Annotated in this window: 23 protein-coding genes; 16 read left to right on the top strand and 7 right to left on the bottom strand. The window is 70.2% G+C overall.

What is annotated here, in order from left to right; all coding sequences use genetic code 11:
• Positions 1 to 316 precede the first annotated feature (316 nt).
• The 10 genes from HV742_RS28305 to HV742_RS28260 all read left to right on the top strand — a co-directional run bounded on the left by HV742_RS28305 (position 317) and on the right by HV742_RS28260 (position 6,737).
• Positions 317 to 904, top strand: a complete 588-nt coding sequence (locus tag HV742_RS28305; RefSeq protein ID WP_232734915.1) for a TonB family protein — start codon at positions 317 to 319, stop codon at positions 902 to 904.
• 29 nt (positions 905 to 933) lie between these two features.
• Complete coding sequence (locus HV742_RS28300) at positions 934 to 1,449, top strand: RNA polymerase sigma factor (RefSeq protein ID WP_175146963.1); 516 nt, start codon at positions 934 to 936, stop codon at positions 1,447 to 1,449.
• A gap of 99 nt (positions 1,450 to 1,548) precedes the next feature.
• Positions 1,549 to 2,532, top strand: coding sequence for a FecR family protein (locus HV742_RS28295; protein ID WP_175146962.1), 984 nt, complete (start codon positions 1,549 to 1,551; stop codon positions 2,530 to 2,532).
• Between the two features lie 131 nt (positions 2,533 to 2,663).
• Entirely contained in the window at positions 2,664 to 3,251 is a 588-nt protein-coding gene (locus HV742_RS28290; protein WP_175146961.1) for a transposase, read from the top strand.
• A 105-nt stretch (positions 3,252 to 3,356) separates the two neighbouring features.
• A complete protein-coding gene (locus tag HV742_RS28285) occupies positions 3,357 to 3,980 on the top strand; it encodes a transposase (RefSeq protein WP_175146960.1) in 624 nt (207 codons plus the stop codon).
• Positions 3,964 to 4,548 carry an RNA polymerase sigma factor gene (locus HV742_RS28280; RefSeq protein ID WP_157810458.1) on the top strand — a complete coding sequence of 195 codons (585 nt, stop codon included), beginning with the start codon at positions 3,964 to 3,966 and terminating at the stop codon, positions 4,546 to 4,548. The genes HV742_RS28285 and HV742_RS28280 overlap by 17 nt, the downstream gene beginning before the upstream one ends.
• Positions 4,545 to 5,069, top strand: a complete 525-nt coding sequence (gene gspH / locus HV742_RS28275) for a type II secretion system minor pseudopilin GspH (RefSeq protein ID WP_175146959.1) — start codon at positions 4,545 to 4,547, stop codon at positions 5,067 to 5,069. Before HV742_RS28280 ends, gspH begins: the two co-directional genes overlap by 4 nt.
• A gap of 1 nt (position 5,070) precedes the next feature.
• Complete coding sequence (gene gspI, locus HV742_RS28270; protein WP_175146958.1) at positions 5,071 to 5,511, top strand: type II secretion system minor pseudopilin GspI; 441 nt, start codon at positions 5,071 to 5,073, stop codon at positions 5,509 to 5,511.
• The gene (locus tag HV742_RS28265) at positions 5,508 to 6,170 is read left to right on the top strand and encodes a PulJ/GspJ family protein (protein WP_175146957.1); all 663 of its coding nucleotides are present in this window, start codon (positions 5,508 to 5,510) and stop codon (positions 6,168 to 6,170) included. Before gspI ends, HV742_RS28265 begins: the two co-directional genes overlap by 4 nt.
• Positions 6,171 to 6,296: 126 nt before the next feature.
• Entirely contained in the window at positions 6,297 to 6,737 is a 441-nt protein-coding gene (locus HV742_RS28260) for a type II secretion system protein N (protein WP_175146956.1), read from the top strand.
• Positions 6,738 to 6,758: 21 nt separating this feature from the next.
• Here the strand turns inward: HV742_RS28260 and HV742_RS28255 are convergent, their stop codons facing one another.
• Together HV742_RS28255 and HV742_RS28250 are read right to left on the bottom strand one after the other, a co-directional pair.
• Positions 6,759 to 7,238: a nuclear transport factor 2 family protein gene (locus HV742_RS28255; RefSeq protein ID WP_054418063.1), complete on the bottom strand. Its 480-nt coding sequence runs from the start codon at positions 7,236 to 7,238 to the stop codon at positions 6,759 to 6,761.
• Between the two features lie 42 nt (positions 7,239 to 7,280).
• Complete coding sequence (locus tag HV742_RS28250) at positions 7,281 to 7,850, bottom strand: TetR/AcrR family transcriptional regulator (RefSeq protein ID WP_175146955.1); 570 nt, start codon at positions 7,848 to 7,850, stop codon at positions 7,281 to 7,283.
• 424 nt (positions 7,851 to 8,274) lie between these two features.
• Between HV742_RS28250 and HV742_RS28245 the strand changes: the two genes are divergently transcribed.
• Positions 8,275 to 8,424 (top strand): hypothetical protein, encoded by a 150-nt coding sequence (locus HV742_RS28245; protein WP_156326874.1) that lies wholly within the window; start codon positions 8,275 to 8,277, stop codon positions 8,422 to 8,424.
• A 72-nt stretch (positions 8,425 to 8,496) separates the two neighbouring features.
• Here the strand turns inward: HV742_RS28245 and HV742_RS28240 are convergent, their stop codons facing one another.
• Entirely contained in the window at positions 8,497 to 10,260 is a 1,764-nt protein-coding gene (locus HV742_RS28240; protein ID WP_175146954.1) for a GGDEF domain-containing protein, read from the bottom strand.
• 232 nt (positions 10,261 to 10,492) lie between these two features.
• A complete protein-coding gene (soxR, locus tag HV742_RS28235) occupies positions 10,493 to 10,957 on the bottom strand; it encodes a redox-sensitive transcriptional activator SoxR (RefSeq protein ID WP_049073633.1) in 465 nt (154 codons plus the stop codon).
• A gap of 114 nt (positions 10,958 to 11,071) precedes the next feature.
• Here soxR and HV742_RS28230 point away from each other — a divergent pair, with 114 nt between their 5' ends.
• Complete coding sequence (locus HV742_RS28230) at positions 11,072 to 11,494, top strand: DoxX family protein (protein WP_059270580.1); 423 nt, start codon at positions 11,072 to 11,074, stop codon at positions 11,492 to 11,494.
• A 10-nt stretch (positions 11,495 to 11,504) separates the two neighbouring features.
• Here HV742_RS28230 and HV742_RS28225 read toward each other — a convergent pair whose 3' ends face one another.
• Together HV742_RS28225 and HV742_RS28220 are read right to left on the bottom strand one after the other, a co-directional pair.
• Positions 11,505 to 13,067, bottom strand: a complete 1,563-nt coding sequence (locus tag HV742_RS28225; protein ID WP_367647976.1) for a sensor domain-containing diguanylate cyclase — start codon at positions 13,065 to 13,067, stop codon at positions 11,505 to 11,507.
• 137 nt (positions 13,068 to 13,204) lie between these two features.
• Positions 13,205 to 14,323, bottom strand: coding sequence for a tyrosine-type recombinase/integrase (locus HV742_RS28220; RefSeq protein WP_175146953.1), 1,119 nt, complete (start codon positions 14,321 to 14,323; stop codon positions 13,205 to 13,207).
• A 186-nt stretch (positions 14,324 to 14,509) separates the two neighbouring features.
• Between HV742_RS28220 and HV742_RS28215 the strand changes: the two genes are divergently transcribed.
• Positions 14,510 to 15,304 (top strand): DUF899 domain-containing protein, encoded by a 795-nt coding sequence (locus HV742_RS28215; RefSeq protein WP_175146952.1) that lies wholly within the window; start codon positions 14,510 to 14,512, stop codon positions 15,302 to 15,304.
• Positions 15,301 to 15,720, top strand: coding sequence for a hypothetical protein (locus HV742_RS28210; protein ID WP_175146951.1), 420 nt, complete (start codon positions 15,301 to 15,303; stop codon positions 15,718 to 15,720). The genes HV742_RS28215 and HV742_RS28210 overlap by 4 nt, the downstream gene beginning before the upstream one ends.
• On the opposite strand, the gene HV742_RS28205 is transcribed toward HV742_RS28210, so the two are convergent.
• Positions 15,633 to 17,102 carry a 3-deoxy-D-arabino-heptulosonate 7-phosphate synthase gene (locus HV742_RS28205; protein WP_175146950.1) on the bottom strand — a complete coding sequence of 490 codons (1,470 nt, stop codon included), beginning with the start codon at positions 17,100 to 17,102 and terminating at the stop codon, positions 15,633 to 15,635. The two genes, HV742_RS28210 and HV742_RS28205, sit on opposite strands and share 88 nt — an antisense overlap.
• On the opposite strand from HV742_RS28205, the gene HV742_RS28200 reads away from it, so the two are divergent.
• Positions 17,101 to 17,325 carry a hypothetical protein gene (locus HV742_RS28200; RefSeq protein WP_175146949.1) on the top strand — a complete coding sequence of 75 codons (225 nt, stop codon included), beginning with the start codon at positions 17,101 to 17,103 and terminating at the stop codon, positions 17,323 to 17,325. The two genes, HV742_RS28205 and HV742_RS28200, sit on opposite strands and share 2 nt — an antisense overlap.
• Before the next feature lie 98 nt (positions 17,326 to 17,423).
• A partial coding sequence (locus tag HV742_RS32490) for a hypothetical protein (RefSeq protein WP_175146948.1) occupies positions 17,424 to 17,638 on the top strand: 215 nt, incomplete at its 3' end.

Genomic DNA, 17,638 nt, shown 5'->3' with positions numbered 1-17,638 from the left:
ACGGCGCTTGCGCGTGGGCGGAAGACCGGTCGGCGCGCCTGTGAACGACCGCTTGCAACGTCCCTCGATCCTGACGATTCGCTGTCATGCCGCAGTCACAAGCGCGACCTACATTGCCTTTTCACCGATTAGCACGACGTGTTGCGGCTCCCCTCCAGCCGCCGGGGCGCGACAAGGGCAGGGCATGCATCTGGAGCCAATCAGGGCGGGTAAGGGGCCGGCGCGCGGCCATGGGCGCCGCTGGGCGGACTGGTGGATTCTGTGGGGGGTGTGCGCGGCCTTGTGCTGGCGCGCGGCCGCCGCCCAGGAACCGTTGTTGCGGGTCTTCGATTTCGACCTGCCCGCGCAACCGCTGCAATCGGCACTCGAGCAATACAGCAATGTCACCGGCAGTTCAGTGGTGTATCGCGCCGCGTTGGCGGTGGGGCGGCGTTCGGCCGCGGTCAAGGGAATCTATACGCCGGAGGCGGCTTTGCGCATGCTGATCGAAGGTTCGGGACTGGAGGCCGAATACACGGCCGCCAATGCGTTCATCCTGCGGACCGACGCCCGCAGGGACCGCGCGGCATCCGCCTCGCGCCGCGCCGATACCGGCCGGGGCGCGTTCTACCGCAGCTACTACGGCGTGGTGCAGGCCGGCGTGCGCGACGCGCTGTGCCGCAATCCCGCCACCCGCGCCGGAGGCTACCGCGCGGCCGTCAGTTTCGAAGTCTCGCCAATGGGCCGGGTGGAACGGGCGCGGGTGCTCGATTCGACCGGCGACCGCGCCAGGGACGACGAGATCGTGCTGGCGCTGGATCAGGCCGTGCTCGACAAGGCGCCGCCGGCGGATCTGCTGCAGCCGTTCGTGATGGTGATCATGCCGCGGTCGCCGGAACACGACCGGGGCTGCCCCGCGCACTGACGGGCGCGGCGCTCCTTGTCCTTCGATCCATGATGACTTCCAGCCTGTCGATCCTGCGCGATTTCATGCTGCAACGCTATGACGACCTGAAGGCGCGCCTGACGCGGCGGCTGGGTTGCCCGGATTTGGCCAGCGACGCGCTGCAGGACACCTGGCTGCGCCTGGAAGGCAAGGAAGAGCTCGGCCCGATCGACAGTCCCGGGCCCTATCTGATGCGCATGGCCGTCAACGTGGCCGTGGATCAGCAGCGCGTTGAGAACCGCCGCCTGACCGTCGCCGAGACCGAGGTCCTGCTGCACATCGCCGACCCGGCGCCGGGCCCCGAGCGCATCGCCGAAGGCCGCGCCGAACTCGATGCGTTGACGCGCGCCATGGGCGAGCTGCCGGCGCGCCAGCGCGACATCCTGTTGGCGGTACGGATCGAGGGGCTGCCGCAGAACGACATCGCCCAGCGGATGGGGGTGTCGTTGCGCACGGTCGAACGCGAACTGCGCAATGCCCACGAGTACTGTGCGCGGCGAACACGTAAATTATTGTCACCATGAGGCGGGTTCCGGCTGCGAGAGTCGTCCTATGGATGTCAAGGGGAAAAACCCCGCGCCAACGCCCGCAGTGGCGGCGCGGCGGCATCGAGAGAGTAAGCAATGAAGACCGCAAGCCAGCCCGCCGATCGCAGACAGGCGGATATCGAACGCGAGGCCCGCGCCTGGATCCGCCTGATCGCGTCCGGCCGGGCCACGCTGCGCGAAGCCGATGCGCTCAAGCAGTGGTGCGCGGCCAGCGAGCGGCATGCGCGCGCCTTTGGCGAGCAACGCCAGCTCTGGAGCCTGATGGCGCCGGCCGGCAAGGCGTTGCGGCAGCAAGGCGCCTGCCCGCCGGCGCGCGGCGACGCGCGGGGCTGGGGCCGCCGCGCGTTCCTCGGCACCGCGCTGGCCGCTACCGGCGCCATGGCTGTGGCGGCGGTGGTGACGCCGCCATGGCAGCTGTGGCCGGCCTGGGATGAGTGGCTGGCCGACTACCGCACCGACACCGGCGACCGCCGCCAATTCGGCCTGGGCGAGCGGGTGCAGGTGGACATGAATACCCAGACCAGCATCGCCCTGCGCTCGGAGCAGCCGGGCGCAGTGCGGGTCGAGCTGATCGCGGGCGAGGCCGCTTTCGACGGACAGGCCTCGCCCACCGCGGTGACGGTACTGGCCGGGCAGGGCCGCACCGAAGCGCGCGGCGCGCGCTTCGAACTGCGTAACCTGGGCGGCACGGTCTGCGTCACCTGCCTGTCCGGCTCGATACGCGTGGCCCTGCGCGGCGGCGCCACCGTGCTGGGCCCGAACCAGCGGCTGTTCTACGATCGCCAGGGCCTGGGCGCGGTCGAGCGGATCGATCCGGCCGAAACGTCGGCGTGGCGCCAGGGCTCGCTGGTCTTCCGGCAGACGCCGCTGGCCGACGTGGTGGCCGAGATCAACCGCTACCGCCGCGGCCGGGTGGTGCTGCTGGACAGCGCGCGCGGCGCCAGCGCGCTCAGCGGCCGCTTCGAGATCCGCGACACCGACAAGGTGCTGGTGCAGATCGAGAAGGCCTTCGGCCTGACCGCCACGCACCTGCCGGGCAACGTGGTGGTGCTGGCCTGAGACCGGGCGCGCCGGCCTTGGGGCTGGCTTCCCGCGTGGCGGGTTTGGTTCGCGCATATCGTCCTAAGGAGGCAGGCCGCGCAGGGTCGCCATCGAGGGCGCATGCCGCTGCCGCGCGATGGGGAGCAGTCGTGTCGCGTAAACCGAATATCGGTATCCGGGAACTGAAGGAGAATCTGTCGGCCGTGGTGGATTCGGCATGGGAGCATCCCGTGTCGGTGCACCGCTACGGCTCGCCGTGGGTGTGGATCGTGTCGCACGAGGTCTGGTCGCGCAATACCCGCCGGATCGAGTTCAATCCGGCCGGCCATCCACTGGCCGCCTTGCGCGACCATATCGACCGCGCGCTGGCGGCCAGCCAGCCGCGACTGCACGCGGCCGCCATCCGCGCCATGCTGCGCATCGAGGCGCAGCCGCTGCTGCGGGCGCTGGTGATCCAGCTGCTGTACGGCATCGATACCGAAGCCGGGCTGCATGAGCAGATCTCCTGCAACCTGCTGTTCCGCTGGTTCGTCGGCCTGTCGCTGGACCACGAAATCTGGAGTCCGCAGGAGTTCGGCCAGGCGCTCGCACGCGCGCTGGCCAGCGCCGATATTGTCGACATCCTGGAACGGGCGCTGGATGGCGCGCCGGTCGCCCCTATCGAGCACGCCACCGGCATCGACCTGAATCGCGCGCTGCTGCGTGCCTGGCGCCAGCGGGCGACCCATCCCGATTAAAAAACCTGGCGGGTTCCGCGACGCCATGTCGTCTTAGGGGTACAGGGCGCGCCACACGCAGCGCGTCCCACCGGACATGGGCCTACCCGGCCCTGGGAGGGCGTTGTGTCGGTCACCGTCAACGTAGGCATGCTCGAACTGGACCGCAAACTGTCCAAGGTGCTCGATTGCGCCAGGCAGCAACCCGTATCGGTATCCCGCTACGGCTCGCCCTGGGTCTGGGTCGTGTCGCACGAGACCTGGATCGGCCAGATCCAGCTGACCCGCTATGTGCCGCCGCGCCATCCGCTGGTGGCGTTGCGCGATCACATCGACGACACGCTGCGCGCGCACGCCGGCCTGCTGCGCCAGGCCAGCGAGGAATGCGGCCTGACGCTTGACCCCGCCATCCTGTGCCGCACGCATGTCCTGCAGCTGCTGTATCCGGCGGGCAGCAAACCGTATTTCCACGAACAAATCGCCTACAACCTGCTGTTCCGCTGGTTCGCCGGCCTGTCGGAAGGCCATGGCTGCGAATGCGCGCCCAGCTTCGACCAGGAACTGGATGCGCTTGCGGGCCATGCCGGCGTGGCCGCGCTGCTGCGCGAGGCGCTTGAGGATGGCCTGCTGCCCCCGGCCAATTGGGCAATGCGCAAGCGGGCCGCCCAGCGTCCGGCCGGCACCGGACGGCGCCCGCTTGCGCCCGGGGGCAGGCCCGCTACGGAGAATCGCCATGTCCTTATGCCTTGAGCCGGGGCCGACGCCGCAGCGGCGCCGCGACGAGTTTGCGGCCGGCGGCGCCTTGGCGCCCCGGGCGCGCCAGGCCTGCCTGGGCGATTTCGTGGCCGCCAACTACACGCGGCTGATGCAGGCATTGCGGGGCCATCTGGGCTGTGCCGACCTGGCGGCCGACAGCCTGCATGACGCCTGGCTGCGCCTGGCCGACGGCGCCGCGCCGCCGGCGCCGGCCATTGCCAATCCGGGCGCCTACGTGTTCCGCATGGCGTGCAACATCGCCATCGACCGGCTGCGCGCCGAACGGCCGCTCAACACCGCCGATGTCGTGCTCGAAGACGTCGAGGATGCGGCGCCGGGGCCGCTGCGCATCGCCCAGGCGCGCTCCTCGGTGCGCGGCCTGATGCGGCTGATCGAGACCTTGCCGCGGCAACAGCGCGAGATCTACATCGGCGTGCGCATCGAAGGCATGCTGCAAAGCGAGGCGGCGGCGCGCTACGGCGTGTCCGGTCGCATCGTCAGGCGGCATCTGCGCGATGCCCGCCAACAGGTCGAAAGCCAGGCGGCCCGGCTGCAGGCATGACCCGGCTCAAGCGCGGCCAATCCACCGCGGCGCCGCGCGGCGCCCGCGCCCGGCGGCCGCGCCAGCGCGGCTTCACCCTGATCGAACTGATGGTGGTGCTGGTAATCGTGGGCGTGGCCACCGCCGCGCTCGGCCTGAGCATCCGCTCGGACCCGGCGCGCCAATTGCGCGACGATGCCCAGCGGCTGGTCGAACGGCTGGCGGCGGCCCAAAGCGAGGTGCGCGTCGATGGCCGCGACATCGCCTGGCAGGCCGACGCCGACGGCTACCGCTTCGTGCGGGGCGCCTGGACACTGGACGGCGCGGTGCCGGTGCTGGATCCGGCGCGGACCGACGACTTCCCGCGCGATCCGGCGCTGCGGCCACGGCAATGGCAGGCGGGGCCGGTGCGGGTGGCGCCCGCGGGACCGGTGCTGTTGACGCCCGAGTGGTTCGGCCAGCCCTGGCGCCTCACGCTGTCCAGCGCCGCCGGGCAGGTCGAGGTGCGCCGCGATGCCAACGGCCGCTTCCAGGTGCATTGAAATGAATGCCAGGGAATCGCCCGGCCTGCGCCTGAACCGCCGCGCCCGCGGGTTGCCGGGGCCACCGCGCCCGCCGGCGCGGGCAGCCGGTTTCACCCTGTTGGAGATCCTGATCGCGCTGGCCATCGTCAGCGTGGCCCTGGCCGCGGTCATGCGCACCACCGGCATGCTGACGACCAACAACGGCGTGCTGCGCGAACGCGCGCTGGCGCTGCTGTCGGCGCGGAACCGGCTGGTGGAACTGCAGTTGGCGCCGCCAGCGCTGACCGCCGGCCGCGACACGGTGGCGTGCCCGCAAGGCGCGCTGGCACTGGTGTGCGACAGCCGCTATGCCGATGCCCGGCAGGGCGCGCGCACCGTGACGGTCGACGTCTACCTGGACCACCGTCCGACGCCACGCCTGGCCACCCTGTCCGGCACCGTGGAAGCCCCAACACCATGAGCATGCGGCGCCAGGGCGGCTTCACCCTGATCGAAGTCATCATCGCCATCATGATCATGGCCATCATCAGCCTGATTTCCTGGCGCGCCATCGATAGCGTGGCGCTGACCAGCCGCACGCTCGACCAGCACACCGAGGACGCGCTGGCGTTGCAACGCGCCTTCGACCAGTTCGAGCGCGATATCGGCGCGCGCAGCCTCGCGCTGGCCGAGTCCGCGCCGCCGGCGCCAGCCGAGGCGGCCGCAACACCCGAGGCGCAGGAGGTCGAACCGCCGTCCGTGTTGCCGCAGTTGTTGCCCGAAGCAATCCGGGTAAGCGGCATGAAGACCCCCGCGCCGCGCCTGGACATCATCCGCGGCGCGCCTGGCCGGCCCGATGCGCGCCAGCGGGTGGTCTGGGAACGCAAGGGCGGCAGCCTGACGCGCGCGGCGGGCCAGCCCACCGCGCTCACGCCGTTGCCCGAGCCGCCGGCCGATGCGGCCGCCGTCGTACTGGATCGGTTGCTGGATTTCAGCGTGCGGGCCTGGGCGCCCGGACGCGGCTGGGTGGCGCTGCCGGCGCAGGGGGAGCCCCCCGCGCAGGCGCTGGAGCTGGTGATCTCGCGCGGCGTGCTCGGCCAGACGCCGCTGCGCTACCGGCGCGTGCTGTTGCTGCATTGACGGCCCGTCGCGCCACTGACGCACAGGCCGCGTAGCATCGACACGCGGGCGGCGCGGGGTGGCCGGACCCGGACTTTTGCGAGACGTGCCCGGACCCGCGGGCCCTGGAACCTGGAGCTTGCCGCCATGGCATTGAACTTGCGCGTTGACCCGCCCCGTCTGGCCAGCCTGGCCGGCGCCGTCGCCCTGCTGGCCGGGCTGGCGTGGTGGGGCTGGCGCTTGAGCCAACCCGTCACGCGTCCTGTCGTCCCACCGGCGCCGGCGGCCGCGGCGACGGACAATGGCGCCGCCGAGGTCGCGGCCTGGATGGCGCCGGGGCCGGCGCGCCTGGACGTGCGGGTGGCGGGCGCCCTGGCCGGCGGCGGCAGGGGCGCCGCGGTGCTGTCGGTCAATGGCGGACCGGCACAGGCCTATGCGATCGGCGACAGGCTTACCCGCTCGGCGCGCCTGGTGGGCATCGACGCCCAGGGCCTGCTGGTCGAGCATGGCGGGCGCGAAGTACGGTTACCGTTCCCGGTGCTGGCTGGCGACGACGGCGAAGGCATCAAGCGCGTGACGCTGCCCTGACGCCGCGCGGGCCGGCGGAGCCTACAGGCCCAGATCCGACAGGCCGGGATGGTCGTCCGGCCGGCGCCCCAGCGGCCAGCGGAACTTGCGTTCGGCTTCCAGGATCGGCAGGTCATTGATGCTGGCATGTCGCTGGGTCATCAGGCCGTCCTCGCCGAATTCCCAGTTCTCGTTGCCATACGAGCGGAACCAGTTGCCGGAATCATCGTGCCATTCGTAGGCATAGCGCACCGCGATGCGGTTGCCGCCAAAGGCCCATAGTTCCTTGATCAGCCGGTACTCCAGTTCCCTGGCCCACTTGCGGGCCAGGAAGTCGCGCGCCTCGTCGCGGTTGCGGACGAACTCGGCGCGATTGCGCCAGCGCGTGTCCAGGCTGTAGGCCAGCGCGACCTTGTCGGGGTCGCGGCTGTTCCAGCCGTCCTCGGCCAGGCGGACCTTCTGCACCGCGCTGGCGTGCGTGAACGGAGGAAGAGGAGGGCGGGTGGCGGGGGTCGATGTCATCGCGGATGCCTCGTTGGTGGGGGAAGAAAAGGGACGCGCGCCTTACCTCAGCAAGATCGCGGCGGCCCGCCGCGCGCTGTCAGCGATGGCGGGATCGCGCGCCACCAGCGCCACGGCGATGGCGCCGTCGATCAGCACCAGCCACTGGTCGGCGGCATCGTCAGGGTCCGGCAGCGCGGCGGCGCGCGTCAGCGTGCGCACGTAGTCCAGCAGGCGCGCCTTGTGTTCGCGCGCGACAGCCAGCACCGGGCTGGCCTCATCGCCGATCTCGCCGGCGGCGTTGAGAAAAGCGCAGCCGCGGAAATCGTCGGACGCGAACCACTCGCGCAGGGCGTCGAACATGGACAGCAGGCGCGCGCGGGGTTCGGCCGCGCGCGAGGTCGCCGCGACGAACCATTGCATCCAGCGTTCGTCGCGCGCCCGCAGGGCGGCGGCCACCAGCGCGTCTTTGTTCGGGTAGAACTGATACACGCGCTTGCGCGCCACGCCCGAGGTCTTGACGATGAGATCCATGCCGGTGGCGTGGATGCCGCCGGCGTAGATCAGGTTTTCGGTGGTCCGCAGCAGGCGCTGGCGCACGTCGTCGGCGGAAGGGAGCGTCGGGGAGGACATGGAGAATGATCGTTCTATATGAATGGAGGCATGCTAGAACGATCGTTCTCTGGTGTCAATCCGTTGCGCGCAGGATCGACCGGCGCGCAATCCGGCAAGGAACGCGGCCGCCGCCCCCCTTTGCCTGCACCATCCGGATACATAGCTAGCCTTCAAATTGCTTGCAATATCGTCCAATTAGGACTAAAATGATTTCTTCGTCGCGCAACAATCTGGCATTTTTTACCGCGCCCCGCATGCAGCCCCGCGCTGCACCGCCGATTGGCGGCACGCCGCCGCACCCCATGCCCGACGTCCCAGGGCTACGCCCCTGGCGCCCGTTCCTGATGCTTTTCCCGCATTTCCGCCAGCATCCCGGGCGCGCTGGTTACCCGAGTCGTGGGCCTGCGCGGGGCAGGCCCAAACCGCACACAGGAGTACGCACATGTCCCAACCGATCAGCAAGAAGACGCGCTTCGAGATTCCGCCGCTGAACTGGAAGGCACCTGACACCCGTCCGGATCCTGAAACCACATCGCATCCGGCGCCTGCCGAACCGGCGCAGGAACGCAGCGCAGCCAGTGTTCCCGCCTGACCCGCGCCAACCCGAAGCACGAGCGCCGCATCGATCAACGATGCGGCGTTTTTTTATGGGCCTCGGCCAGTTTCAAGTGATATCGCCAAGCACCACGCGGTTCTTGCCTTCGGTCTTGGCGCGGTACAGCAGCTCGTCCGCACGCCGGAACAGGGTGTCGGCCGCCGCGGCGTGGCGCCATGCCACACAGGCAACGCCGAAGCTGGCCGTCAACGTGAAGACCGTGCCGTCTTCGGCCACCACCCTGGCCTGGGCGATGCGCACACGCATGCGCTCGGCCATCTCGATCGCGTGGCCGGATGTCGGCGCGTGGCAGAGCACCGCGAATTCCTCGCCGCCGACACGGGCCGCCACATCGCCGCGGCGCCAGGTCTGGCGGCACAGATCCGCCACGATCTTCAGCGCCGCATCGCCGCTGGCATGGCCGTAGGTGTCGTTGATGCCCTTGAAATCATCGATATCGAACAGGATAAACGCCAGCACGGCGTGCTCGCCGCGCCACCGTGCCAGCGTCTGCTCGAAGCGGTTCTCGAAGGCGCGGCGGTTGAGCAGGCCGGTCAGGAAGTCGGTCTCGGCCATGACCGCCAGGTCGACGATCAGGCGGTCGCGTTCCCGTTCGACCTGACGGCGCGCCGCGGCATTGTCCTTGAGCACGCTCAATGCCGTGAACATGCCGTCGACTTCGCCGCGGTACTCGCCCACCGGAATGGATGCGACTTGCGCGCCGTCGGCGATGGCGCCGATGATGCGGGTGGCCTGCACGAACGGCCGGATCACGCGCCGCCGGAATTGTCGCAGCGCCAGCATCAGCGCGGCCGCCAGCGCGGCGGCCGCGAACAGGGTGGTGAGCAGCAGGCGGATCGCCTCGGCGCGATGCGCGTGAATGCGTTGTTCCATTTCGTCCAGCATCAGATCGCGGAACTGGGTGATGGCCTGCATCAGCGGCACATAGGTCGCCGCCAGCTCGGCCGCCGTGACATCGGCCCCTTCCGGTCGCAGCGCGGCAGTGTCGCGCACCCGCTCCAGATAGCGCAGCGCTTCGCCGAAATACAGGGTTCGCATCTCAGAATAGAGCTGCGAGGCGCGCAGATCCGGCCTCGGGGCCAGCCGCGCGTCCAGCAGGTCGCGCAACTGGTCGATGCGGCCCAGCACGCGCTCCATGCGGAACTGATCCGCTTCGGTCAGGCGCCGCTGCTTGGCCAGCGCGGGCGTGAAGGTCGAACCCAGCAGTCCGGCCTGTTCGCGCAGGTCGCTGGCCAGCAGCGCCGGCGTCAGCAGCTGCGGCGCGTCAAGCTCGTGTTGCATCACCACGCCGACACTGTCGGCCATGGCCATCTGCAGTTCGGGCACCAGCGCCACCATGCCGTCGACCACGTCGAGCACGTGCTGGCCCGACATCTCGGCGCGCGGCGACGCGATCAGGGCATCGGCATCTTCGCGCGCCTTGAGCAGGGCGTAGCGGATGCGCTGGATGTTGGTGAATTCCCGGGCGCTGTCCGGCCGCAGCGGGGCGCGATAGAGGGCCAGCAGGTCGGCGATGCGGGTGTCGCTGCGCTCGCGCGCCGCCTGCAGCGCATCGCGCAGGCGCTGGCTGACGGGATGGTCGGCGCCCAGCGCGGCGTTCATCGGACCGCGTTCGGCCGAGACCATTTCCATGGCGATGACCGTGGCCCGCACCACCTTGAACGCCTGCAGGGCGTCGGAGGTGGCGACGTAGGCGGCGCGGCTCTGGATAAGCAGGATCGCGGTCAGGACCGACATCGGCAGCAATACGCCGGCCGCCAGTATCAGGAAATAGCGCTCGAGCGACTTAATCGAAAATCTACTGCACAGCATACGGGTGAACCGGCCTGATGCGATGTGTCTGTGCGCGCAGGATACTGTAATTACAGGGCCTGAAACCCGGCCGGGACGCCTGCGTGCGCTTATCTTGGCGGCGTCCGCAACACTATTGCAATCGAACACAAGCGGTTGCGCAACTAACCGAAATTAATGCGCTTTATCTCCGATCCGGTCGCGCCAGGCCGCGCGAGCGAGGCCGCGCCCGGCGCCACCGCCGGCCGGCTCGCTAGGGACGTTCCAGGATGCGTGGACCGGGCCCATCGCGGCCCAGCACGTCGTCGGGATTGCGCAACGGACAGTCCCGCAGCGACAGGCAGCCACAACCGATGCAGCTGTCCAGCTCATCGCGCAGCCGGGTCAGCTTGCGGATGCGTTCGTCCAGGTTGGCGCGCCACTGCGATGACAGCGCTTTCCATTGCGCCGGCGTGAGCTTGTGGCTGTCCTGCGGAAAGCGGGCCATGGCCTCGCGGATCTCTTCCAGCGGAATGCCGGTGCGTTGCGCCACCTTGATGATGGCGATGTAGCGCAGCACGATGCCGGGAAAGCGCCGCTGGTTGCCGTCACTGCGCGAGCTGTGGATCAGCCCCTTGGACTCATAGAAGTGGATCGTGGAAACCGGCACGCCGCTGCGCCGCGCCACTTCGCCCACGGTCATGACGCGGGTGATATCGATCGGCTTGTCCGCCGTCATGGTGTTGACCTCAAGTTAGGTTGAGGTCTTATAGTCCGTCGCGCCCCATTTGGCAACCCGGAGCACTATCCCGAACGGCTCCGGCGGGCGCGTCCGCCTATCAGGAACACACGCATGCAGACACCGCAGTTCATCGAATCGCTGTTGGAGAGCAGCTGGCTCTGGTTCATCGCCCGGCTATGCCTGGCGACGCTTTTTCTGTCATCCGGCGCCGCCAAGCTGATCGATTTTTCTGGCGGCATGGCCGAAATGCGCGCCGCCGGCCTGCACCCGGCGTGGCTGTTCAATAGCGCGGTGGCCGTGTTGATGCTGGCCGGCGCGGCGCTGATCCTCGCCGACCGCGCCATGTGGCTGGCGGCGGCCGCGCTGGGCCTGTTCCTGCTGCTGACCATTGTGATCGTGCACGCCTTCTGGCGACTGCCCGGCCCCCAGGGCAGGCTGGCGCTGTTCTTTGCCCTGGAGCACGTGGCCGTGATCGGCGGCCTGCTGGCGGCCGCCGTGGCCAGCCACTACCGCGCGCTGCTGACCTCGCCGTAGCGGCGCGCCGCTACGAAGCGGCGTGCAGCACCACCCGGTTGCGGCCCTGCTGCTTGGCGCTGTAGAGCGCGGCGTCGGCGGCGTGGAATGCTTGCGTCACGTCCGGTCCACAGGTCGGCCACTGCGCCACGCCGGCCGACACGGTGACGCCGCCCACCCGGTCGATGTCGCGATCGGCGATGCGCTGACGCAGCCGCTCGGCCACGATCACCGCCTCGTTCGCCCCCACCTCGGGCAACAGAATCAGGAATTCCTCTCCGCCGTTGCGGCACAGGATGTCGCCGGGACGCGAGCCGTCGCGCATCAGCTGGGCCACGCCCTGGATCACCTGGTCGCCCACGGTGTGGCCATAGGTGTCATTGACGCGCTTGAAGTGATCGATGTCCAGCGCCACCACCGAGAACGCCGTGCCGCTGGTCTGCAGATGATCCACCGCATCCTGGGTGCCGCGTCGGTTGCGCAGTCCGGTGAGCGGATCCGTGATGCTGGCCAGGTTGAGCTTGCCGATCTTGTCCTGCAGGCTGGTAAAGCTCCAGATCACCGCGCGCTTGAGGCGTTCAGCCTCGAAATACCAGGCCCTGACGGATTTGACGCGCTGCATCGCCACCGCCACGTCGTGGTGTTCGACGTTGGTGGCCAGCTGCGACAGCGGCAGCGAAATCTGCCGCGCGCACCACCAGATCGCCAGCAGGAACACCACGGCCAGCGGCGCGGCATAGCCGAGCAGCGCCCACAGCAGGCCGTCAAGCGGGGTGAGCGTCACGGCGGTGGGGCGCTGGGCCACCACGCCCCAGCCGCTGCTGGGCACCGGCGCATAGCCGGCCAGCATGTCCACGCCGCGCGAATTGACCAGGCGCCGGGCGCCGGCCTGGCCCTCGATCACCGCGTCGATCACCGGGTTGCCCGTCACCACCTCGCCGATCCGGTCCGGGTCGGCGTGATAGATCAGCCGTCCGTCTCCATCCACCACGTACAGATAGGAACCGTCGGTATAGGGATGACGCCCCAGCATGTCCTCCAGCGGGCTCGCCTTGCGCAGATGCAGGCTGCCGGCCACATAGCCCAGGAACCGGCCATCGGCGGCGATGATCGGATAGGACAGGTTGATCATCAGGTTGCCCGCGATCGATACGTAGGGCTTGCTGATTTCCGGATGACGCGACCGCAGCGCGACGCGACTGCCCGGGGTATCGACCCGGGTGCCCAGGAAAGTGCGGAAGTTCTGCGTGGTGGCCAGGATGAGGCCGTCGGCGCCCACCACGCCGACGGAATTGAAGCTGTCGCTCTGCTCCTGCACCCGCAGCACTTCGGCCGCCAGCACGGCCGGCGCGTCCATGTTGCCGGCGATGTGGCGCGCGCTGTAGCCCAGCTGACGCTGCGCCGCCTTGAGAAAATCGCCGGCGCTTTCGGCAAGCTTGGCCGCGTAGACGCGATTGGCTTCCAAGGTGTTGGCGATGAGTTGTTCGCGCTGCAGCCGGTAGCTGGCATACAGGGCATTGGCGGTGGCGGCAACGGCGCTGAACACCGTGAGCGCGAGCACCAGGCCGCGCAGATTGATTCGCAGGGAAGACACAGCAGGCTTGGACCTCGGGGCACGCGCGGCGCGCCCTGGCGCCGGCAGCCGCCATTGTATTCAAGTGCGCGTCAGAGCCGAAACGGGGGCGTGCCCGCCGGCGGTCCCCGGCGGATTGGCCGGCGCGCCAGGGCGGTTCAGGCGTCCGGCGGCGTCTCTTCGCCGTTCTCCAGCAATCGCGCCGCGCGCGACTGCGTGGCGGCGCCGGCGCGGTGATAGCCCATCACGGTGGCGACACTGGCATGTCCCGTCATGGCCATGGTTTCCGCCAGTGGCACGTTCTGGCGCCCGGCCTCGGTGACGAAGCCCGACCGCAGGCTGTGGGCCGAAAACGGTTCGGCCAGCCCCGCCAGCCGGCTGCGCTTGACCACAACGTCGCGCACCGCGGCGGCGGCCAGCGGTTCGCCGACCACGCCGCCGCGCCGCACCCGGCGGAACAGCGGGCCCTCGCTGATCCCGGCCGCCGCCAGCCAGGCGTCGAGCGCGGCCGCGGCGGCGCCGACGATGGGCTTGATATTGTCGGCGTGCGCCGCGCCGCCCTGGTTGGTCTTGGAATGCGCCAGCGCATAGAGATAGCCTTGCGGCGTGCGCAGCGTATTGGCCGTGGTGGCGCGCACCACCTCCGAGCGCCGCCGCCCGCCGCTGGCCCAGGCAAACAGCAGCAGGGCGCGGTCGCGCAAGCCTTCGAGCGAGTCATCGCAGGTGTCCAGCAGCGCCTGCAACGGCGCGCGGGTCAGCGCCGGCTTTTTCGCGGGCAGCTCGCCGCGCCGGGCATAGGCGCGCCGGGCGCGCGACAGCAGCGTCGCCACCTGCTCGTGGCGGCAGGGGTTGATCAGTTCCTGCAGGGCGTGCGCCTTGGACAGCACCGCCACCCGGTGCAGCACGGTATTCAAGGACAGCGGCCCGGGCCGCGCCTTGACGCCCTGCGCCACCAGTTGTTGGTCGATCGGCTCCGGCAGGCCGTGATGCAGGCCGTCGGCGCCCTGGACCCGCAGATGGTCAACCACGAATTGCATCACCGCGGGCGCCGCGACCGGCAGCGTCAGCGGCTGGCCGAAACGCAGGGCATACCAGGCCGCCCAGTAGCGCATGGCGGTGCGGTAGGCGGCTTCGGTATTGGCCGAACTGCCTTCGCGCAACAGGGCGCGCACCGCGGCCTCGGTCGCCGCGTCCAGCGACGACGGGTCCAGCGGCGCGACCGGCCGCGCTGGCACGGCGGGCAACGCGGCAGAGGAGGGCGGGGCGGAAGGGCGCATGCGAAGGCCGGGCAAAAACCGCATTGTGCCCGATCCCGCCCACGGCGCGCCGAGGCGGGGTCGTCCGCAATCGCGCCAGCATTGTTACTCCCCGCCCCAGGCCGCGCGACCGCACTATGTCACCCAGACCAACGCGTCGCATGCCGCGGACCGCATGCGCATCCCCCCTTTACCGAGGAGCCCATCATGGCGACACACGAGATCACGACCCGCGATGAATGGCTGACGGCCCGCCGCCAGCTGCTGGAGGCGGAAAAGCGCCTGACGCGCAGCAGCGACGAGGTGGCGCGGCAACGCCAGGCGCTGCCCTGGGTCCGACTGGACAAGTCGTACCGTTTCGACACCGGGGCCGGCGCCGCCACTCTGGAGGATCTGTTCCAGGGACGCTCGCAGCTGCTGATCTATCACTTCATGTTCGGTCCGGATTATCAGGCCGGCTGCCCGTCCTGCTCGTCGATCGCCGATGGCTTCAACGGCATCGTCACGCACCTGGCCCATCACGATGTCATGTTGTGGGCGGTATCGCGCGCGCCGCTGGCAACGCTGCAGGCCTACCAGCGGCGGATGGGATGGACGTTTCCCTGGGCCTCGTCGGCGGACAGCGATTTCAACTTCGATTTCCACGCCTCGTTCACCCCGGCGCAGCAGCAGGCCGGCGCGGAGTACAACTTCCGCCGCGACGACCCGGCGATGAAAATGGCGACGGCCGCGGCGCCGCCGGCCGAATTCGTGAGCTGGGCCGGCACCACCGGCACCGACCTGCCCACCTACCTGCGTGAACGGGAGGGCCTGAGCGCGTTCGTGCTGGAGGACGGCGTGGTCTACCACACGTATTCCACTTATTCGCGCGGCACCGACGCGATCTGGGGCATGTATGCCTGGCTCGACCGCGCGCCCCGGGGCCGCAACGAAAGCGGATTGTGGCTGCGCCGGCGCGACGAATACGGCGATGTGGCGGCGGCCGGAAGCGGCCGGCCATGAGCGGCGCCGCGAGCCGGGCGGCGACCGGCGCTGGCGGCCGTGCCGCCGCCCGTGTCCGGGCACGCATCGCCGCCGTCGCGGACGGCCTCTGTCTGGCCGCCACGCCAATCTTCGCGCTGATGGCACTGTGGGGCACCGTGCGCGGCGCCGGCGCCATCCCGGGGCTGTGTGGCGGGGAGGGCGCCGCCTGGCTCGACCGCATGCCCGTCATGTACGCGCTGATGAGCGTCCTGCATGCCGCGCCCTGGTTGCGGCGCATCGCAGGCCATCGTGGCGCGGCGCGCCGGCCGCCGCGCAACGCTATGCCGGGTTCTCGCCCCGGCCGCGCTCAAGCTGACGCGCCCGCCGGCCTGGACAGGCGCGCCACGGTCGCCACCAGGTCGTCCGGATGCACCATCAAGGATCGCGCCAACTGACGCGTGGCGGCCAGATTCAGCGCCGGCCGCCAACGGGCATCGTGCCGCAACGCCTGCCAGAGCGGCGCCAGATCGTCCGGGTCCACCGGCCGGCCTTCGCTCAAGGCGGCGGCATAGGCCAGGCAGGAGGGCGCGGACAGCAACTGCGTCCGGCTGGCCGCGTGCAGCCCGGCATGCGGGGCATCGGCTGGCGCGTCGCTGCAATACAGCACCCGCTCGGCCAGCGCCGCTTCCGTGACCGGCAATGCCGCCAGCGATGCCCCCCGCACCTGGACCCTGCCTTGCTGGGTGGAGAACGCATATGCCTGATCCGGCCGCGCGCTCGCCAGCAGGCGCAGCCCGCGCAGCAAACGCGGCAGGTCGGTGGTGGCCGCCTCGACCGAGGCCTTGGCTTCGATCACCAGGCAGATATCCCAATGCGCCGCCGGATCGGCGGGCGTCGCCGGATCGGCGGGCGTCGCCGTGGCGCCTGCCTGCGCGCGGACCGCCGTCGCCCGCGCCGGGTCGACGCGCCTGAGCAGCACCGCGTCCCATTCGGACTTGGCCCGATCCGCCTCGGCCGCCAGGCCGGCTGGCACGCGTAGCGAAGTCACGACACGATAGCGCGGGGCATCGCCCGCCGTGGCGGCTGCCTCCAATCGGTCCAGGTAAGCCGCGACGGCCTCCAGCGCGCGCGCCGCCAACGTTTCCACCATGACGCCGCGTTGCCGGGCGAGCCGGGCCTGGGCGCTGGCCTCGTCGCTGCCGGCGCGCGGGCCGAGTCGGGCGCGCAGCGATCGATAGCGGCATACCTGCGGATCGCGCGCCAGGGTTTCGATCCGGCACAATCGGGCCAAGGCCGGATCGGCGTCCAGGGCGCGCAAGGCCGAAGCCAGGTCGTCAATGATGGCCACCTCTGCCAGCAGCGGCAGGTTCCGCGCCAGTTCGGCCACCCGCCACCAGTCCGCCGCCCTGGCCGCCGCGTGCAATTGCGCGAGCTGGGTGCTCGCATCGCCGGGCGCCAGGCGCGCGGGTTTGCCGGGATGCGCCCATGCGTCAACCACGGCCCGGACTCTGCGCCGGTCGGCCGCCGCCCCGCCATCGAGCGCCAGGTACTCGCGCACCACGGGCAGGCGATAGGCCAGCACCGCGGCCTGGAACGCCGGGTCTGCGTCCCGCGGGCTCAGGGCCTCGCGGATGAGCCCGTCGAGCGAGACGACGAAGGCATCGCGCAGCGGCGGGTCCGGTTCCTGTCCGGCCGCCAGCGTGGCTTGCAGGCGGCCGATGACTTGCGCCAATGACGCCGCGTGGCCAGCCGCCACGTCGGCGGCGGCGTCGCCTGCCACGCGATAGCGGCGCGGCACGGCGTCCAGCACGGCATGAAGCGGACAAGGAGAGGGCATGGACGACCTGATGCGGGATGCGGTGGAGTGTGCCGCCGGAGCGCAGGATTATGGCACCGTCGGCTTGAACCCGCGCGCCTCGGGCCAGGCGTTGTTCCCCTGCAAGGGCCGCAAATGCGGCGGCGACGCCTGGACAGGCGCGCGCCGCCGGCCATGGGGAAATCCACAACTGCAACATTTCGCCAGGGTTGCCGCCCAGCTTTTACAATCGGCATCGATTTGATGACCTTGGCGCCGGTGCCCCGGCGCGCTGTCAGGCGCACATCCTCCAACGTGGCGGCCGCGGATTGATCCGCCGCATGCCCCCAACGCTCGCGCAATATGAAGAACAACGCCATCCATCGACTGGTATTGCCGATCGCCATCCTTTCCACCACGGCGCCATCGCCCACGCTCGCCGCCCCCGGCGACATCGCCACCGCCGGCGGCCAGGGCGGCACCGGCGCCAACGCCAGCTACGGCAATGGCGGCGGCGGCGGGGCGGGAGGACTGGCGGGCGGCGGCGGCGGTGGCGGCGGCGGCCAGGGCGGCGTCCT

The organism is Achromobacter ruhlandii (assembly GCF_902859695.1).
In the GTDB taxonomy this organism is placed as follows: Bacteria; Pseudomonadota; Gammaproteobacteria; order Burkholderiales; family Burkholderiaceae_B; genus Achromobacter; species Achromobacter ruhlandii.
This window is presented reverse-complemented; position numbering and strand designations above follow the sequence as displayed.

Coding starts and splice junctions, on each gene's coding strand:
- HV742_RS28300 (WP_175146963.1), top strand. CDS start 934: ATGATGACTTCCAGCCTGTCGATCCTGCGCGATTTCATGCTGCAACGC.
- HV742_RS28295 (WP_175146962.1), top strand. CDS start 1,549: ATGAAGACCGCAAGCCAGCCCGCCGATCGCAGACAGGCGGATATCGAA.
- HV742_RS28280 (WP_157810458.1), top strand. CDS start 3,964: ATGTCCTTATGCCTTGAGCCGGGGCCGACGCCGCAGCGGCGCCGCGAC.
- gspH (WP_175146959.1), top strand. CDS start 4,545: ATGACCCGGCTCAAGCGCGGCCAATCCACCGCGGCGCCGCGCGGCGCC.
- gspI (WP_175146958.1), top strand. CDS start 5,071: ATGAATGCCAGGGAATCGCCCGGCCTGCGCCTGAACCGCCGCGCCCGC.
- HV742_RS28265 (WP_175146957.1), top strand. CDS start 5,508: ATGAGCATGCGGCGCCAGGGCGGCTTCACCCTGATCGAAGTCATCATC.
- HV742_RS28260 (WP_175146956.1), top strand. CDS start 6,297: ATGGCATTGAACTTGCGCGTTGACCCGCCCCGTCTGGCCAGCCTGGCC.
- HV742_RS28255 (WP_054418063.1), bottom strand. CDS start 7,238: ATGACATCGACCCCCGCCACCCGCCCTCCTCTTCCTCCGTTCACGCAC.
- HV742_RS28250 (WP_175146955.1), bottom strand. CDS start 7,850: ATGTCCTCCCCGACGCTCCCTTCCGCCGACGACGTGCGCCAGCGCCTG.
- HV742_RS28245 (WP_156326874.1), top strand. CDS start 8,275: ATGTCCCAACCGATCAGCAAGAAGACGCGCTTCGAGATTCCGCCGCTG.
- HV742_RS28240 (WP_175146954.1), bottom strand. CDS start 10,260: ATGCTGTGCAGTAGATTTTCGATTAAGTCGCTCGAGCGCTATTTCCTG.
- soxR (WP_049073633.1), bottom strand. CDS start 10,957: ATGACGGCGGACAAGCCGATCGATATCACCCGCGTCATGACCGTGGGC.
- HV742_RS28230 (WP_059270580.1), top strand. CDS start 11,072: ATGCAGACACCGCAGTTCATCGAATCGCTGTTGGAGAGCAGCTGGCTC.
- HV742_RS28220 (WP_175146953.1), bottom strand. CDS start 14,323: ATGCGCCCTTCCGCCCCGCCCTCCTCTGCCGCGTTGCCCGCCGTGCCA.
- HV742_RS28215 (WP_175146952.1), top strand. CDS start 14,510: ATGGCGACACACGAGATCACGACCCGCGATGAATGGCTGACGGCCCGC.
- HV742_RS28210 (WP_175146951.1), top strand. CDS start 15,301: ATGAGCGGCGCCGCGAGCCGGGCGGCGACCGGCGCTGGCGGCCGTGCC.
- HV742_RS28200 (WP_175146949.1), top strand. CDS start 17,101: ATGGACGACCTGATGCGGGATGCGGTGGAGTGTGCCGCCGGAGCGCAG.
- HV742_RS28205 (WP_175146950.1), bottom strand. CDS start 17,102: ATGCCCTCTCCTTGTCCGCTTCATGCCGTGCTGGACGCCGTGCCGCGC.